The sequence below is a fragment of the Paenibacillus endoradicis genome (assembly GCF_024721975.1).
In genome coordinates, this window is record NZ_JANQBB010000001.1 from 759,491 (window position 1) to 777,383 (window position 17,893).

Annotated in this window: 14 protein-coding genes; 10 read left to right on the forward strand and 4 right to left on the reverse strand. The window is 39.0% G+C overall.

The genetic code is table 11. From position 1 onward, the window contains the following. Positions 1–119: 119 nt before the first annotated feature. The 6 genes from NV377_RS03405 to NV377_RS03430 all read left to right on the forward strand — a co-directional run bounded on the left by NV377_RS03405 (position 120) and on the right by NV377_RS03430 (position 9,452). Positions 120–1,727, forward strand: coding sequence for a DUF8809 domain-containing protein (locus NV377_RS03405; RefSeq protein ID WP_258199755.1), 1,608 nt, complete (start codon positions 120–122; stop codon positions 1,725–1,727). Between the two features lie 135 nt (positions 1,728–1,862). Continuing rightward, on the forward strand, positions 1,863–2,855 hold the full coding sequence (locus NV377_RS03410) for an AAA family ATPase (protein WP_258199756.1): 993 nt from the start codon (positions 1,863–1,865) through the stop codon (positions 2,853–2,855). A 132-nt stretch (positions 2,856–2,987) separates the two neighbouring features. Beyond that, a complete protein-coding gene (locus NV377_RS03415; protein WP_258199757.1) occupies positions 2,988–4,046 on the forward strand; it encodes a DUF58 domain-containing protein in 1,059 nt (352 codons plus the stop codon). A gap of 32 nt (positions 4,047–4,078) precedes the next feature. After that, on the forward strand, positions 4,079–6,001 hold the full coding sequence (locus NV377_RS03420; protein WP_258199758.1) for a vWA domain-containing protein: 1,923 nt from the start codon (positions 4,079–4,081) through the stop codon (positions 5,999–6,001). Beyond that, positions 5,991–8,996: a vWA domain-containing protein gene (locus NV377_RS03425; RefSeq protein WP_258199759.1), complete on the forward strand. Its 3,006-nt coding sequence runs from the start codon at positions 5,991–5,993 to the stop codon at positions 8,994–8,996. Before NV377_RS03420 ends, NV377_RS03425 begins: the two co-directional genes overlap by 11 nt. 144 nt (positions 8,997–9,140) lie before the next feature. After that, entirely contained in the window at positions 9,141–9,452 is a 312-nt protein-coding gene (locus NV377_RS03430; RefSeq protein ID WP_258199760.1) for a rhodanese-like domain-containing protein, read from the forward strand. A gap of 125 nt (positions 9,453–9,577) precedes the next feature. Here NV377_RS03430 and NV377_RS03435 read toward each other — a convergent pair whose 3' ends face one another. After that, on the reverse strand, positions 9,578–9,844 hold the full coding sequence (locus NV377_RS03435) for a DUF3953 domain-containing protein (protein WP_258199761.1): 267 nt from the start codon (positions 9,842–9,844) through the stop codon (positions 9,578–9,580). A 205-nt stretch (positions 9,845–10,049) separates the two neighbouring features. Between NV377_RS03435 and add the strand changes: the two genes are divergently transcribed. From add to NV377_RS03455, 4 genes are all read left to right on the forward strand, one after another. Then, a complete protein-coding gene (add, locus tag NV377_RS03440) occupies positions 10,050–11,096 on the forward strand; it encodes an adenosine deaminase (RefSeq protein WP_258199762.1) in 1,047 nt (348 codons plus the stop codon). A gap of 76 nt (positions 11,097–11,172) precedes the next feature. Next, positions 11,173–12,498: a deoxyguanosinetriphosphate triphosphohydrolase family protein gene (locus NV377_RS03445; protein WP_258199763.1), complete on the forward strand. Its 1,326-nt coding sequence runs from the start codon at positions 11,173–11,175 to the stop codon at positions 12,496–12,498. Between the two features lie 371 nt (positions 12,499–12,869). Then, a complete protein-coding gene (locus NV377_RS03450; protein ID WP_258199764.1) occupies positions 12,870–15,146 on the forward strand; it encodes a heavy metal translocating P-type ATPase in 2,277 nt (758 codons plus the stop codon). A 5-nt stretch (positions 15,147–15,151) separates the two neighbouring features. Then, complete coding sequence (locus NV377_RS03455) at positions 15,152–15,826, forward strand: sulfite exporter TauE/SafE family protein (protein ID WP_258199765.1); 675 nt, start codon at positions 15,152–15,154, stop codon at positions 15,824–15,826. Positions 15,827–15,881: 55 nt separating this feature from the next. On the opposite strand, the gene NV377_RS03460 is transcribed toward NV377_RS03455, so the two are convergent. The 3 genes from NV377_RS03460 to NV377_RS03470 form a co-directional block, all read right to left on the reverse strand. Next, positions 15,882–16,226 carry a hypothetical protein gene (locus NV377_RS03460; RefSeq protein ID WP_258199766.1) on the reverse strand — a complete coding sequence of 115 codons (345 nt, stop codon included), beginning with the start codon at positions 16,224–16,226 and terminating at the stop codon, positions 15,882–15,884. Between the two features lie 150 nt (positions 16,227–16,376). Further along, a complete protein-coding gene (locus tag NV377_RS03465; protein ID WP_258199767.1) occupies positions 16,377–16,829 on the reverse strand; it encodes an AraC family transcriptional regulator in 453 nt (150 codons plus the stop codon). Between the two features lie 90 nt (positions 16,830–16,919). After that, positions 16,920–17,762: an AraC family transcriptional regulator gene (locus NV377_RS03470; RefSeq protein ID WP_258199768.1), complete on the reverse strand. Its 843-nt coding sequence runs from the start codon at positions 17,760–17,762 to the stop codon at positions 16,920–16,922. Between the last annotated feature and the right edge of the window lie 131 nt (positions 17,763–17,893).

Consider the following 17,893-nt stretch of genomic DNA (forward strand, 5'->3'; position numbering starts at 1 on the left):
GAGTATGCTTACGTAGCGTAGTCAACGTCGAATATGAAGAAAATCAAATTTTATATGCAGAAATGGAGTCTGAATCAGGGACTCCATTTCTGTTATTACGTATAGAGGGGAGTGAATAAATGACAACGCTCATTACCTTATTGAAACGGATTCAAGCGAGATGGAATAAAATATTTCTAGTTGCCTCACTTGTGAAGGCGATTGTATTAGGTAGTATCATCCCAATCTTGCTGCTCATCGTAAGTCGATTCGTACCAATTATATATAATGAATGGATTGCTATTGGATTATGGATAGTTAGTATTATTGTCATACTAGCGCTGAAATGGCGCAATCGAAGTGATGTGAAAAATGTTGCTAGACTAGTAGATATAGAACTAGGTCAGGATGCTGTCATAACAGCGTTGGAACTGGAAGACGCAGGGCAACCGAATCTATTTCAGTCGATGATTTTAGAGCAAGCAACGAGTGCAACTACGAAATATGAGCAAGATTTAAAGCTAAGATTACCAATGTCGTATGGTTGGAATATTCGAAAATGGATTTCATTAATGTCATTAACTATCGTTGTTCTTTTATTATTGACTCTACTTCCTAATGTACAGAATGATAAAGCGAAGCAAATTGTTGAAAATAAAAAAGTGATTGAGCAAGTTGAAGATCAGATTACTGATATGAAAGAAACAGTAGAAAAATCTGAGATTGATGAACCGACGAAGGAACAATTACTAGCTTCGCTAGATGAACTTCTGAGTCAGCTTGATATGAAGGAAGGCTTAACTTTAGAGAATGCTAACGAATTAGCAGAATCATTGAAAGCGTTAGAGCAACTAAAACAAGAGTCTTTAGAAAAGAAACAACAACTCGATCAACTTCAACAAGCTTTAGCAAATAATCCACAATTAGAAGAGTTTCAAAAAGCATTCAAAGAAAGTCTAAATAAACCTCAAGGTCAGCGTGAGCAAGCTTTGAAGCAAACGATGCAAAGCTTGGACAGTGAAACTGCGAAAGCATTAGCAGAAGCGATGGCACAGTTGTCAGAGCAGAATAATGAACTTGCAAAGCAGATGCAACAACTAGCGGAACAAGCGCAAAATGGCGAAATAAGTGAGCAGGCGATGAATGAACTAAGTGAACAATTGTCTCAACAACTATCCGCTGAGCAAATTGCTACATTAGCATCACAACTTAGCCAGCAAATGCAACAAGGTATGGGTGCTTTAAGTGAAAATATTGGCTCGTCTAATCAAGCATTAAGTGATCAATTATCTAATGCAATCGCACAAAATAACGCGAATAACGCTAATGCAGGCTCTCAAGGTCAACCTCCTTCTAGTAATAACCAAGGAGAGGGACAAGGCCAGGGTCAAGGACAGGGACAGGGTCAAGGCCAAGGACAAGGACAAGGACAGGGTCAAGGCCAAGGTCAAGGTCAAGGAAGTGGTACTGGAGGAGGAGCTGGAACAGGTTCTGGTAATCATTCGACGATAACAACTCCTCGCAAATTTGCAGGATCAAGTGAGACTAGTGTTGATGGTGGTCCTACTACAGGTGGAGATATCATGTCTGGTGGTTCTTCTCCTACAATCGAAGGATCACAAGGTGATTATGCTGAAGTGTTCCGTGAATATGAGACAGAAGCGAAAGATTCCCTAACGCGTACGACATTACCTGATCATGTACAAAGCAAAGTAAAACAATACTTTGACGCAATACAACCTAATTAGTTAAGAAGCTACTTTTCATGTACAAAGTAGTGTATCGAGTGGTCTATGAAAAGTTAAGATAATGCTTTCGAAGCTACTTTTCATTTACAAAGTAGTGTATCGAGTAACCAATGAAAAGTTTTAGGAGGGATTCATATGGAAGCGAAACAGCAAATAGATGAAGCCATGAATCAAATTACGCAGCTTCAAGATGAGATCGGAAAAGTTATTGTAGGTCAGAAGCAAGTTGTTGAGCAGTTAATCTGGTGTGTTATTGCTGGTGGACATGCGCTACTAGAAGGTATTCCAGGACTAGGCAAAACAATGCTAGTTCGGACACTTTCCGATGTGCTATCGTTACAATTTTCTCGTATACAATTTACTCCAGATCTAATGCCAGCTGACATTACAGGAACAACATTAATAGATTTTGGATCGCAAGGCATTACGTCACAACGATTTGGAAAAGGTCCGATATTCGGGAATTTAGTGCTTGCGGATGAGATCAACCGTGCAACACCGAAAACACAAAGTGCGCTACTTGAAGCGATGCAAGAAGGTACAGTTACAGCAGGTGGAGAGAGTTACTCTTTACCTAAGCCATTTTTTGTACTAGCTACTCAAAATCCAATTGAGCAGGAAGGTACATACCCACTTCCTGAAGCACAATTAGATCGTTTTCTATTAAAAATAGGAATTGAATATCCGAATCGTGATGAATTGAAGGAAATCGTACGTAGAACAACAGGGGCGAAAACACCAGAAGCACAAGTTGTAATGTCCGGCGAACAACTTCAAGCATTGCAAGCACTTGCTAAGCAGGTTGTTATATCAGAAGAAATGCTAGATGCGGCTGTTAGTATAACAATGCGTACACATCGACATGAAGAAGATGCTCCGCAAGAAGTGAAGCAATTCGTAAGATATGGAGCGGGACCACGTGCATTGCAATCACTAGTATCCATTAGTAGAGTAAGGGCACTATCGCAAGGTAGAGCGCATGTTTCATGGAATGATCTTGTAACTGTTGCTGCTCCAGTTCTACGTCATCGTATTGGACTTAGTTATGAGGCACAGGCACAAGGAATGCTGGGAGATCATATTGTTGCGAGTGTTATCACCTCTTTGGAAAAGGATCGGATGAAGTGAGAAAACCTCTATAGAAGCAATACAGTGATGAGCAACTGCGTTTTTAAGGTAGGTATTATCGCCAAATAGAATATGTCCAGCGTTGTCCTTGGAAATTAATACATTCTATTGTGGTAAGAGAGGGTGGCTATCATGTCTAATAGCTTACAGTCAAATAATAGTCAACAACAAGATGCTATGCAGTTGCTTCAATTATTGTTTCCCGATCAGAGCTGGTTATCTAAGCTTGATCAGATGATGATTCGTTCAAATTCTCGTGTCAAAGGAATGTTAGCGGGGAAGCGAAGATCGAGTCAGCTTGGAAGTTCTCTTGAGTTTGCAGATTATCGACCTTATGTTAGTGGCGATGATGTACGTAGAATTGATTGGAACTTGTATGGAAGAACGTCAAAAGCATATATTCGTCAATATTGGGATGAACAAGAAAGATCATTCAATCTTTATGTAGATAGCTCGAAATCAATGAGTAGTTTTGGTCGTGGTGACACTAATAAATGGCTTTTCGCGCTTAGATTTGCTGCTAGTATAGGATACCTATCTTTAATTTGTGAGGATCGTGTCCAAATAAATTTATTCAATGAACTGGAAGTGGTTGATTCTGTTCCTTCGTTATATGGTAAGCACGCCAAGTTCACTTTAATCAAACATCTCGGACAGCTCATTCATCATTATCGTAGTGAAGATGGTCATTCTATAGGCAATATAATCGGGCGTAAACGTGAAGGGTTAAACGAAGACATGAATCCATCTCGCTCTGACATAGATATGCAAGCGGATTGGAGCGATATGATGCGTGCTTTTCAATCCGGAGCATCATTACCGAGACGAGCAGGCGTTACGTGGCTTTTCAGTGATGGATTGTATGATGAAGGGTTAGAAAATTTGCTTAGTCAATTACAAGCAAGAGGTCAAGAGGTTGTTTTTGTACATATTCTGCATGCGGAAGAATGGAACCCTCAATTAGAAGGTGAATTAAAGCTCATAGATATTGAAACGAACCGAAATACCGAAGTCGCAATAACTCCAGCGATTTTAACTAAATATGAGCAAGGTGTAGCACAATTTCAACTCACATTAAAGCAATTATGCGAATCTCGCGGGATTGCCTATTACTGCATGAATAGTGGACAACCATTCACAGAGCAATTTATCGGATTATTAAGTAGTGGCGAAACGATTATCTATAAGTAGCAGTAGGAAAAGTTTTTAGGAGGTGGTTCTACTTGCAATGGCTTTCTGCATCATATGCTTGGTTTGGTATTTCTTTACTTGTTATTGTTGCGATGTATATATTGAAAAAAAGTTATCAACCTAGGATGATTTCAAATCATATTTTATGGCGTCGCGCACTACAAGAACAAGAAGCGAACAAACCGTGGCAAAAGCTTAAGAAACGCCTTTTATTATGGCTACAATTATTGGTAGCATTATGTATCGTAATTGCGCTAATGGAGCCAGTTATTGAAAAGCTGATTGCTAAAGATGAACACGTCATTGTTGTTCTTGATCGTTCAGCAAGTATGGTAGCGATGAATTCATCAAGCGGAGATAGTTATTTCCAATTAGCGAAAGATAGAATGATAGATTGGTTAAAAACTGAAGTAGCCGGTAGTCCAATTACACTTATTGTAAATGGTGAGTATCCAGAAATTATTACAAGTAGAGAAGAGCAAGCTGATAAAGTTATTAATGCCATTAAAGACCTACAACCTTACTACGGAGTATCTGATGATGAGACGACACTTTCGTTAGCGAGAGCATTAGTGACAGAAGATGAACAGCAAGTTATAAGTCTCTATGTAGATCAAAGTTTTAAGGGGACTTCAATACAAACTGAGACTACTCATTCTAACACTAGTAGAGAGTATTGGAACATTATTGGAAATGAAGAGGTTCATCGCAATGTAAATATTCGAAGTTTCACGATCAACTCGGATATTGCCAATGAGGCAGAAGGGTTTATAACGATTGCACACCCACAAGGCATGCAACAACCACTTACGTTAATTGTTACAGCCTATGATTCTAACAATAAAGTCGTCTCTACTGTGGAGAAATCTCAAATAGCCGGTTCAGGGCAATATACTACCGTTGAGCTTAATAAACTTCCGGTTAGTTATTATTACAAAGCAGAGGTAAAGGCTACCGATGGTGATCATAATATTAGTGATAATATGATGTATCAAGTACTGGCTGAGGATTCAGAGTATAATGTGCTGCTAATTTCTGAAGGTAATCTATTTCTCGAAAAAGCGCTACAGCTTATGAATGCAGACCTTACAAAGCTTGCACCTAGTAGTGAGCCTCCTACTGATTCGAAAAATAATCCATATCATCTAATCATAGTAGATGGGGACTACGATCGATTACAACTAGACCCAGCTTGGAGTAGCTATATAGCTAAGTATCCATTGTGGATTATCGATCATCCGAAGAAAGGGAATACTAGCTCAGCAGCACCTACATCACAAGAAGTTACTGTAACTGATCATGAGGTTACTCAATATATAACTTTCCAAGACACCTATATTTCGCAAATGAGAAAATTAACGAATACTGAGTTGAATTTCGGAACTGTCATACTTAAATATGGTGGCTTGCCTGCAATTATAGCAGGTTATGAGATGCAAAAACCGAGATTAAGATTCACATTCTCGTTACAAGATACGGATCTACCATTGCGAGCAGAATTTCCGATTTTAATGATGCAATCCCTGCAATATATGGCGAAAGGTACGTCTGATCAATTGGGTACTTATCTAGTTGGAAGTGAACCTGCCATTACACTATCTACGAATACTGCAAGTAGCTATTGGCAAGCAATGAGCGATACTGGTAGCACAGAGAAAAGTAACACGACGAGCTATGATCAACCTTTACTAACACCGGATGTTCCAGGGGTATATCAGTTAGTCGAGTTAGATAGTAACAATGAACGAGTACAAACGAGAGTTGCAGTTGTTCATGCGGAGTTATCTGAGTATTCATACTCAATGAATAGCCAACTTTCAGAGTTATCTCAAGAGCAATTACAATTAAGTGATGCTGGTGAAGGACAAGGATTGCAAAGTATTATACCTTGGCTTGCTATGCTTATTATGTGTTGTCTTGTGTTGGAATGGGAGGTGTACCGTCGTGGGCTTTAACGTAGAACAGCCATGGTGGCTATTATTAATTCTGATTATTCCAATATATGTATGGTACATGATAAAATATACAACTCGTTTAGTAGGTGCTCGAAAAGTAACTGCAATAACGATACGATCGTTGATACTATTACTCATTATTTGTTTAATTGCAGGAATCATGCCTTATAGTAGTAGTGATCGTAAAAATATCGTGTTTGCAGTCGATCGTTCCGCTTCAATTAGTAATAACGATCATGCACTCAACGTTGTCAATAATGCGATTTCTACTGGAGATGAGGAAAGCTATCAAGCTATTCTATCATTTGGTAATGGAATTGCGATCGATCGAACATTAACACCGTTACAATCATTGACACAGTTCCGTACGACTGTTGCAGAAGATGGAACTCAAATATCTAATGCATTACGTCAAGCGAGTGGGATGTTAAGTCAGCAAGGTGGCGGACGAATTGTTCTCATTAGTGATGGGAATGAAACGCAAGGTGATATGCTTCGCGAAGCTCAATTACTTCAATCTATGGATATCGCAGTTGATGTAGTAACACTTCCTTCACAGCAGGAACAAGATGTAGCGATTTCTGAGTTCAAAGTGCCTGGTCAACTGAAAGCGGGCGAGAAGTATCAGTTGTCTATCTCACTTGAGAGCACCACAGAGACTAATGCAGTATTGTATATCTATGAAGATGATGAATTGATGAATCAATATGATGTATCACTGCTACAAGGTGAGAATACATTCCTACTTGACCAGCTTGCGACAGAGGCAGGTTTACACAAATATCGTGCAGTAGTTCAAGCAACCAATGATCATGAGCCAATTAACAATACGGCATATGGTCTAAGTAGAGTAGATGGACCGGCAGGTGTATTAATTGTTGAGGGAAAAAAAGGTAGCTCTAGCAATATCGAGAATGCACTTGCCTCTTCGTATATTGGTTATAGAACTATTGTAACTGAAGAGTTAAGTTATGAACTAGCGGAATACGTACAGTATGATAGTATCATTTTTAATAATGTAAGTGCAGTGGATTTACCACAAAATAAAATGGACAATATTGAAACAGCTGTACGAAATTATGGTGTCGGTTTTATGATGCTCGGTGGTAGTAATAGCTACGGTTTGGGTGGTTATTTCGATACACCAATAGAGCGGATTTTGCCAGTTGATATGGAGTTAACAGGTAAACGACAACTACCAAAGTTAGGTCTAATTCTAGTTATCGATCATTCTGGTAGTATGAGTGGCGATAAGCTTGAGCTTGCCAAAGAATCAGCGATACGTACTGTTGAGTTGCTTCGTCCTGAGGATACGGTAGGTGTTATTGCATTTGATGATCGGCCAACTTGGGTTGTCACTCCAACGAAAGTAAGCAACAAGGATGAGATTATATCTTCTATTAGTTCAATTAACGCTGCAGGTGGAACGAGTATTTATCCTGCTCTACAGAGTGCTTATCAAGAGATGCTGACACTTGATAGTGAACGTAAACATATTATTCTCCTCACTGATGGACAGTCTGGTACCAATGATAATTACAAGCAGTTAACAGACGATATGCTTTCGAATATGATGACGATGTCTTCCGTCGCAGTAGGAAGTGATTCCGATACGAAGCTATTGGAAACCTTGGCGACTAATGCAGGAGGTCGTTATTATTATACGGAGGATCAATCTACCCTTCCTGCTATTTTCAGTAGAGAAACAGCGTTAATGACACGCTCATATATCGTTGATAAAACATTTGAACCAATCATTGGCTACGCTGGGGCGTGGAGTCAATTGTGGAACAATGGTGTACCTGATGTCGATGCGTATGTTGCAACAACTGCAAAGGATTTGGCTGAAGTATCGCTTTACACCCATATGGAAGATCCTCTTCTTGCAAGATGGAATGTCGGTGCAGGGAAAACCGTCGCATTTACAACTGATGTGAATGGAGAATGGGCTAGCTCGTGGATTAATTGGAGTGAGTTCCCTAATGTTTTTGTAGAATGGGTGAAGTGGACCTATCCACAATTCGTATCTTCTCCGTACACGATTGATGGTAGTCATAGCGCTCAATTATCGATTACAGGACATGATGGGTTGTCACGTGGTGATCTAGGGATGGTTGTACGTGATGGGGAAAGTGAACAAATTTATCCACTTATTCCAGTAAGTAATGGTCAGTATGAAGTTGATAGTGGCGTTCTTGATAGTGGCGTCTACTTTACGCAAATTGGTGAGCTTACATCTGTTGATGGCAGCAATACGATTCAAAATGGTGTGACTACAGGTTTTGTTGTTCCATACTCAGCGGAGTATCAATTGAATATGGATTCATCTGTGGGAGTAGAATCTATGACGGCGTTAGCAGAACTTACAGGTGGGCGTGTCATAGGTTTAGATGAAGCAGATAAGCTATTCCAATTTGCACCGACACAAGTGAAGCAGATCATTAATTGGAATAAAATGCTCCTGATCATCATTCTCTTATTATGGTTAGTTGATATTGGTAATCGTCGTTTATCATTGCCTTGGAAGTTCTGGTTAAATCGTGGATTAGCTATCGTTAAAGTGCAGCGCAAGACGCAACAAGTATCTCATCAAGCTGAGAATGAGACGATGTCACGACTATCCAAACGGAAAAATTCTAAAGAGCAATGGTATGCAAGTATGAACGGTAATAAAGAGTCTCAACAATGGAACGGGGAAAATGCGGAGAAGACTAATAAGCAACAAGTGGCTGATAATAGTGCGAAACATAATGTCGCTTATAAGGCTTCTAATGATACGAACAATGTTGCAAAAGCGTCGACTGATGTCGCTGTTAATGGTCGAAATGATAATAAACTTACTAAAAATCCTGATCAATCAACATCGACAACTTTGAATAAAGCTGCTAATAGCAATCATGTGGTTCAAAGTAATCATGTAGAGCAAGGTAATAAAACTACGGATAGAACGGATCATATGAATCGACTATTAGCTGCGAAAAATCGCAAGAAATAACTGTGAGAATAAGCAAGATACTAAACAAAAGATCCCGCAACATAGAAAAGATTCGAAAGCATACAAAAGATTGGACATCGACGCTTCCGTTATGTAAAATTTGAATATAAGCTAATATAGTCTTGAGAGGATGAACATAAAAGTATGATGAATGAAATTACAGCAGACGAATTACAAGCGAAACTTGAAGCGGGAGAATTGATTAACCTTATAGATGTAAGAGAACCAGATGAATGGGAAGCTGGTCATATCGAGCAAGCTCGTCTTATTCCATTGTCCGAATTCAATACGCGTGTGGAAGAAGTTCATGCTGTTGAGGGTGATGTTATTTTCATCTGTCGCAGTGGAGCTCGCAGTGGACGTGTATGTGAATTTATGCGTTTACAAGGTTTTGAAGTAACAAATGTGAGTGATGGTAATCTTGGTTGGCATGGTCCAGTAGTTTTGGGTCAATAATCAATAATATGAATATACCGTTCAAATGTGGTGAGATATGACTACATTTGAACGGTTTTTTTTATAAAATTAATCATCGAATGGTAGTTATTGTTTTTTCTTTCGCTGATCTTTTGGAATATTCTTTAGAAGAACACAGGGTACATATAGATTGAAACGGATATATTTAATGCTGATACAATAAAACTCATAAAAGCATATGTCTTTCGTTTTAACTGGAGTTCAGAAAAACCTACGACTAAGAAAAACAATCCTAAGAAGAAATTCATAATAGGCAATGCGTTAAACTTATCTGTTCTTGAACTATCGAAATAAAAAATATTATCAATTATAATATAGATTGCAATAATAACAGTTAGTAGCCCAAATAAAAATTTCATTTTTTTAAGCAAGGTATTACCTCCTTATTTTCCTATATTTACATTATATATTAATGTTTGTTATATATGTTGAAAAGAATAGTGTATGGATCGTTGTAGAATCCTAATGAAAGTAATAAATTGGGTTGATTACCATAGCATTTAGTGCCATTTCATGTTATATTAGCTAACAAAATATTTTTATCATCACATTTAAATTGAAAGCGAGCTGTGAACAATGACATTAACCTACGAACAATTACAACAAATGCCGAAAGTAGAGCTTCATCTTCATCTTGATGGAAGCATATTGCCTGCAACTTTAATTGAATTAGCTAGCCAGCAGAACATGTCATTGCCAACGACAGACGTATCTCAGCTCCTATCCTATATGATAGTGCCAGCGCAATGTGAAGATTTGAATCAATATTTAAGCACTTTTGATTTTGTACTGCCATTCACTCAGACCGCTAATGCGCTCGAACGAATCGCCTATGAAGTTGTCCAGCAATGTGCAGAGCAAAATGTTCGTTATGTTGAAGTACGTTTTGCACCACAATTACATGTTAACAAAGGCTTAACGGTAGCTGATACTTATCGGCATGTCATTGCGGGGTTACAACGCGGTGAACAACAATTTAATGTCGTAGCACGCTGCATTGGTATTTGTTTGCGAGGTCATAGTGCTGAGCATAATATGGAAGTAGTAGAGGAAGCCGCAGCATTTATTAATAAAGGGCTTGTTGCAGTTGATCTTGCAGGTGCAGAGGCAATGTATCCACCAATGCTATATCGTGATATTTTCGATAAAGCACAACACCTTAACCTCCCTATAACGATTCATGCGGGAGAAGCAGGTGGCGCTCAAAATGTTGACGTATCAGTACATGAACTAGGTGCAACCCGAATTGGACATGGTGTCCGAATACAAGAAGATTCTAATATATTTAATGACATTAACAACCTTCAAATCCCACTTGAATTTTGTCCGATTAGTAATTTGCAGACGAAAGCAATCGAGAGCTGGGAGAAATATCCGTTAGTTCATTACTTGAATTCAGGTATCATAGTTACTGTCAATACGGATAATCTTACCGTTTCAAATACGAATCTGACAAAGGAACTGTGGACGCTACAGCATAAATTATCACTTTCATTAGAGCAGTTACTGCAGCTTCAATATAATGCTACACATGCTGTATTTCTTGAACAATCATTGAAAGTCGCTTTTATTGAGAAGATGGAAGAAGAATTGAAATGTTGGAAAGCTAAGTTCGGACACTAATCATTGCGATGAGCGATTCAGTGATAGGTAAGTATGTAATAACAAGCTTGATACAACAAGAGAAGGAGGTAAAACGATGAAAAGCATTCGTAAATACCGTCTTAATGATATAGATCATATTAAATCTAGTGAAGATCGAGAAGAGTATGAAAAAGATTATGCAAGGTTAATTCAATCTCCAGCTTTTCGTCGATTACAAGGGAAATCTCAAGTTTTCGGTGCTGGATCAGGTGATTATTATCGTACACGATTAACCCATTCCATCGAAGTATCGCAAATTGCTAGAGAAGTATCTCGTAAATTGGGTAAATTATATCCGTTTCTCAATCAAGATATCCATCCAGGATTAAAAATAGTACCAGAGGTAGTAGAGATAGCATCTCTTGCTCATGATCTCGGACATCCGCCGTTTGGTCACAAAGGCGAGGAAGTACTGAACGAGTTACTACAAGAGAAGTATGGAAGTCATTATGAAGGGAATGCACAGAACTTCCGCATTCTGATGTTTCTGGAGAAAAGAGCAGGAAGCGATAAAGGGCTTGATCTAACTGCAGCAGCATTGCTTGCCATTAATAAATATCCTTATCTCATTGGTGAGAATGGAAAACAAAAAGGGGTATATAAAGCGGAATGGGAAGGCATCTCGTATTTACGAGATTTATGGAAAATTCCAGAGGGATGTCGAACGCTTGAAGCGCAATTGATGGATCTATGTGATGATATCGCCTATTCTACTCATGATATCGAGGATGGTATTCGTGCAGGAAAGATTCAATTAACTGAAGATTTTTTGTTAGATACCAGATTAATCGATAATGTTGTATTAGAAATTGTGAATGATCCTGCTAGTATGTCTGCATTCCATTGGGCTAATATCGATATTCGTCAAATGGTTAGCAATGTACTTGATGAATATTACTTACAATGGAAACGAATTTATGACAAGTACGGTCGTGAAGTTTCTCGTTCTCGTCGTGAGATGAAAGCGCAATGGGTGAATCACTTCGCTTCGCTCGTAGGAATTATTGATGATCCGCATACGATTGGTTGGAAGAAAGTTACGTTTGTTAAAGACGGAGTCGAAGATGTGTATGCCCTTCGGACGATGGAAATATTGAAGAAACTTGCGTGGGTAACGATGATCAAAGATTTTCGTGTACAGCGGCTACAAAAGCGGAGTGAAAATATGCTTCATAAGCTTTGGGATAGCTTAGAAGATGAAGCGGCAGGAAGGTTGATTCTTCCTCCAGATTGGATAGAATCTTATGATCTTCTAAAACATGAATGGCCATGGGAGAAATTAATTACCGACTACATTGCGGGAATGACCGATCATTACGCTGAGAAAGTATATACCGAATTATTTGCCAGTCGTAGCGGTTCCATCTACGAACGGGACTAACTAAGCATGATTAGCAACTTTCGATCATACAGTATAAGACAACCTTCATTTAGATGAAGTTCAAAAAACGGGATTTGATAACGATGTGATGCAGGCGGCATATTCGGCATCGAAGGTGCCATTCATCAGTTGTTCCAGTGCTCACGTACCAATAACGTACGTTGTGCGCTTCACTTCCTTAACTTCATGGCATCTTCTCGGTTCTGAAAGCCCGCTTTTTGAACCTTTATTGGAAGAGGAAGTTCAAACAGTAGAATTTGCTAACGATGATTGTCTTCATATCATATTCTACAACGAATATGAAGCGAACTCCTCCTTTTTGAGCATGCTTTAGATGAAGGTACTACTACTTGCCGATCGGAGGCGCATTTATGGAGCAGAAGCTTGACCAGGAATATTCAGAGGAAATTGTCTTATCCGTTCAGGGAATGAGTTGCTCTGCTTGTGCAACTCGGATTGAACGTAAGCTGACACGTATGCCAGGTGTTGAAGAAGTAGCGGTTAGTTATCCACTTAGGACGGCATGGATTCAATCTTCAAGTAGAGAGATCAATGTCAAGCAGGTAATGAAATTAATAGAGCAGCTTGGATTTCTAGCACATGTTCATCAGTCAACCATCGAAGATATGAAACAAGAGAAACGTTTGCTACAGCGAAGACTATTGTGGGCAAGCGTTTTTACTTTGCCGTTAATATGTTCGATGATTCAACATTTCGCTCCTCTACATGGCTTGATGAACATAATTCCAAACTGGTTATTCGCCCCGTGGTTACAGCTAATTTTGGCGACGATCGTACAATTTATAATCGGAGTTCCATTCTATATTAGTGCTTATCATGCGATAAGAGAAAAGCTCGCCAATATGGATGTACTTGTTGTCATTGGTACGACATCGGCATATTTGTATAGTCATTACGAAGTATTGCGCAATGGGCTTGATGGAATATGGCAATATGCAAGCTACGATACGGCTGCACTTTACTTTGAAAGCTCTGCTGTCGTCATTACAGCCGTATTACTAGGGAAATATATTGAATTAAATGCTTCACTTAAGCTACAGCAAGAACATGATGCATTTGCAAAATTAGAGGTAAATGAGACGATTGTAGAGCGAAATGGTCAGTTACAGTCTATTCGTACAGAGTTTGTTAAAGTAGATGATATTGTTCATGTCCAGGAGCAACAGTACATTCCTGTAGATGGTTTCGTACAGCGTGGTGAAGCTTATGTGGAGGAAGCTTTACTAACAGGGGAACAAGGTCTCATAAGTAAGGGATCAGGGGATCGCGTATGGGCAGGAACGTTTCAAGCGCAAGGTACGCTCGTATTGTTGACTACTGCAACTGGGCATCAGACGATGTTGAATCGAATCCGGGAACTTGTAAGGCAAGGGCAACGCTCTAAGACAAGCATACAGCGTCAAGTTGATAAAGTGATACGTTGGTTTGTTCCGGCGATTCTACTATTAGCGGCAAGTACATTGCTTTGCTGGATCGTTTGGGGTGAAGCTGGTACTTTGAGTGAAGGGGTGTTTAGTGCACTTGCTGTACTTCTTGTGGCATGTCCTTGTGCATTAGGGCTTGCCGCACCAATCTCACTGTCGATAACGAGTAGTAGACTTGTAAAGCATGGGTTAATTGTGAAAGATGCTAGCGTACTTGAGCGGCTTGCCGATGTCGACGCTGTAATATTTGATAAGACAGGCACATTAACAGAAGGAAAGTTAAGTATTAGTTATTTGAAAAGCTTCAATATCTCACGTATCCAGCTCTTAAATTATGTAGGCGCATTAGAACAGAAAGAAGAACATCCCATTGCTCATGCTATTCAAATGGAATTGCGGTCACAAGACGCTCGTGCTACATTGGTTCCAAAAGTTGAGCGACTAACATCATATCCAGGTAGAGGTGTAACGGGCTATATTGCTAATCATCAATTTATTGTAGGTAATGAGCGCTTACTAGAGCAACATCATATTAAGCTTCCTGCATATATCGTAGAGATTGCTGCAGAACGATTGATACATGGCGAAACGCTAATTTATTGTATTCAAAATGAACGTTGTGTTGGCTTGATTGGTCTATCCGATGGACTAAAACGCTCCGCAAAGAAAAGTATCGCACTGTTGCAAAAGCTAGGTGTGCATGCCATTATGGCAACTGGAGATCATCCTGCACCAGCATATCGCATTGCTAGAGAAGCCGGAATTTCTGAAGTCAATGCAAAGCTATTACCAGAACAAAAGCTAGAATTGTTGCAAAAACTACAAGCCAATGGCTCTATTATTGCAATGGTAGGCGATGGATGGAATGATGCTCCAGCGTTAGCAAGTGCACATATCGGTATCGCGATGAGTAATAGTACTGAAGCGGCGCTTCATGCAGGGCATATGACATTACTATATTCACAGCTAACGAGTATCCCGATATCCATCGAGATGAGTCGAATGACTGTACGTAATATTAAACAAAATCTTGGATTTGCGTTAGTCTACAATAGCATTATGCTTCCCTTTGCAGCACTAGGATTTTTAGAGCCATGGATGGCAGGTATCGCGATGGCATTAAGTTCAGTCTGCGTTGTGTTCAATGCTCTTTCATTGCATGTTCGTCTGAATCGTGCCGAGAGAGCCGTGGAATCAGTATGATGACAATGAGCAGTATGATCTTAGTAGTAATGACAGGTCTACTAAGTAGCGCACATTGCATCGGCATGTGTGGTGGTATCGTTACAGCAGTTACGCTGCAATCGCCACTTTCAGCTACAAAAACAACACTTCTTTATCATGCTGGTCGAGCGTTTTCCTATACGTTATTCGGAATCTTACTTGGTGCTGTTGGCTCATTTGTTGAAGTAGCGGGACAAATAGCAGGTATGAAAGGGATCGCATCAATTGTTGGCGGTTGTTTTCTATTATTATGGGTATGGCGTAAATTTCAAATTCCAGGGATGAGCAAGTTGTCAGCGAAATTACATAAGAATTTATTTAATGGCGTTAAATACATGCGTGGAGGTCAACAGTGGTATGTGCTGGCGACCGGTGTTGCATTCGGTTTCTTGCCATGTGGTCTTACCTATGCGATGGGGATTGAAGCCGCGGCGACTGGTCACTGGTATACGGGTGGGCTTACGATGTTGTTATTTGCCGTTGGGACATTTCCAGCGCTTCTTCTAGCGGCATCGGTCTCCATCGTCGCTAGTAAGAAATGGCGGAAAGTGATGCGTGAACTAGGAACTTGGACTGCTGTAATTATAGGTATTATCTCTATTATGCGTGGGTTGGCTGCAGGTGGGATTATCCCGTCAATACATCATTGGTTGTGGTAGCGCATCGGGTTTCATTGCGCAGTAGTTGAAGATTACTTAAATGAAAACAACAGCCTTAATCGGCTGCTGTTTTCATTTTTTTTGCTTTATAATAAGAACCATTATCAAGTACTGCAATATAATCGATTGGCTCGACATCCTTTATTTTAAATAGTTTTGTTCCTTTTTGATACTTATTGGAAAAAAGATTCGGTAGATCATCACTTTCATTCGTAGAGTGTATTTTTATTGCTCCAATTTCACTCTCAACCTCAGTAATGACTTCATTGGTCATCGTATAAACTTGATTATTCCAAGTCACAACCTCATAGGCCCAACTTTGCAATTGGTTTGGATTCGAATTTGAACATGCCACAAGCAACAAGATCGAAGTAAGTAATAATACTAACGATTTTTTCATCCAAATCCTCCTTGTATTATATGATTAGTATCTTATGATAGTAGTACCTCTGTTTCTATTCTTCATCAAAAGACGTTTACAATCATTGTAAGGTTGCGGGAATTCAAGAAATTATATGGAATAATATTACAAGATGACTGTAGGTTCGAACTATAACGATTTAACAGGTACACATATATCGCAATAATCATATGCAGTCATCTCACTACTGTATCTTTCTAATATCGGTCTGTTATCTATTTGATAGCCAACATTCTGCAAAGTTGGGAAAATTTCAGCCCACGCTTTCTGAATATCTTCTGCCGTATGTTTAACTTTGTAAATAAAATAATCCCCTCCTGAAAGTTCACCTTCACCAATTGAATCGTCAATTTGATAATCTTCTGAAATGACAATACAAGCATCGTATCTACAATATTGAGGTGGTGTTGTTTCAGGATTATCTTGCGAAATTCCAAAAATAATTCCTGATGTGTAAAGGTTTTTCTCCTTAGCCCATGTCTTTAACTTCTCCATTGCTTGAATGTTTGCAGGGCCATATGGACCAACTTGTCGCACATAGGCAATACGAGATTGTGGAAGAGTTTCAATGGTATGTTTCATAGTCTCATTCTCCTTTTACTGTAAGTTATTGCTACATTTCGAATACTATTATGATATAAAAAAATAATCAATTACTTTTTTGGAAAATGCTTAATGCCCATATTTCTTCTCATATTCTGTAGGTGAAACTCCATTGTGTCGTTTGAAAAGCTTAGAGAAGTAAAGCGCATCGTTAAAACCTACTGCTTGAGCCACTTGATTAACAGGGATATGTTGAGCAAGTAATAATTGAGCTTGCTCTAGTCTTACTTTAATAAGATAAGCTAATGGTGAAATTCCTATCGTTTGCTTAAATAATTTACAGAGATGACTACGATGATATCCAACACGTTGAGCTAATTCTTCAATCGTAATTGGCTGTGGATAATGATAATCGATATACGCAATAGATTCCTCAATCTGTCGCTCTGAGGTTACTTTATGATCAAATTGATTTGATTTGAAAGGTTCATTTGCTTGACAATACTTTGCAAGCAGCAATTGAAGATAACCACTTGCTTCTAGCGAAGAATAGAGCTCATTAGAAGAGAGTAACGTAATAATTTGTTCGATGTACGGATAAATTTCGTCAGTCGATAAAGATTGAACGATAGGATGCTTAGTGGTGATGTTACTACGCTGCAAAATATGTTTGAACCGATTACCTTTGAATCCAATCCAACAATATTGCCAGGGTTCATGTTTATTAGAGGTATACTGCACAGATTCACCTGGAAAGATGAAAAAACTATCTCCACTAGTTAGAGAATAAGTATTTCCTCCAACTTTCATCTCACCTTTGCCTGCTATTACATAATGCACAATATAATAGGGATGAATTAATGGCCCCATATTGTGTAACGCATTTGTTTGAGCTTGTCCTGCAAATAAAATATCGTCAATTTGAGGATCGAAGCTCGTATGAATACTCAATAACTGTAACGTCTCACTCATGGAAAAGACCCCCATAATATTATTAATATTTCAGTAAGTTAATACAACTCTAACTACATAATAGTAAAATGAAAGAAAACTACAAATGTCCATATAACGATTCGAAAAGTCTATATGCGTTATTGTAATTA

Excerpts from the sequence above, each read along its gene's own strand:
- NV377_RS03405 (WP_258199755.1), top strand. The coding sequence starts at position 120 with ATGACAACGCTCATTACCTTATTGAAACGGATTCAAGCGAGATGGAAT.
- NV377_RS03410 (WP_258199756.1), top strand. The coding sequence starts at position 1,863 with ATGGAAGCGAAACAGCAAATAGATGAAGCCATGAATCAAATTACGCAG.
- NV377_RS03415 (WP_258199757.1), top strand. The coding sequence starts at position 2,988 with ATGTCTAATAGCTTACAGTCAAATAATAGTCAACAACAAGATGCTATG.
- NV377_RS03430 (WP_258199760.1), top strand. The coding sequence starts at position 9,141 with ATGATGAATGAAATTACAGCAGACGAATTACAAGCGAAACTTGAAGCG.
- add (WP_258199762.1), top strand. The coding sequence starts at position 10,050 with ATGACATTAACCTACGAACAATTACAACAAATGCCGAAAGTAGAGCTT.
- NV377_RS03445 (WP_258199763.1), top strand. The coding sequence starts at position 11,173 with ATGAAAAGCATTCGTAAATACCGTCTTAATGATATAGATCATATTAAA.
- NV377_RS03450 (WP_258199764.1), top strand. The coding sequence starts at position 12,870 with ATGGAGCAGAAGCTTGACCAGGAATATTCAGAGGAAATTGTCTTATCC.
- NV377_RS03455 (WP_258199765.1), top strand. The coding sequence starts at position 15,152 with ATGAGCAGTATGATCTTAGTAGTAATGACAGGTCTACTAAGTAGCGCA.
- NV377_RS03460 (WP_258199766.1), bottom strand. The coding sequence starts at position 16,226 with ATGAAAAAATCGTTAGTATTATTACTTACTTCGATCTTGTTGCTTGTG.
- NV377_RS03465 (WP_258199767.1), bottom strand. The coding sequence starts at position 16,829 with ATGAAACATACCATTGAAACTCTTCCACAATCTCGTATTGCCTATGTG.
- NV377_RS03470 (WP_258199768.1), bottom strand. The coding sequence starts at position 17,762 with ATGAGTGAGACGTTACAGTTATTGAGTATTCATACGAGCTTCGATCCT.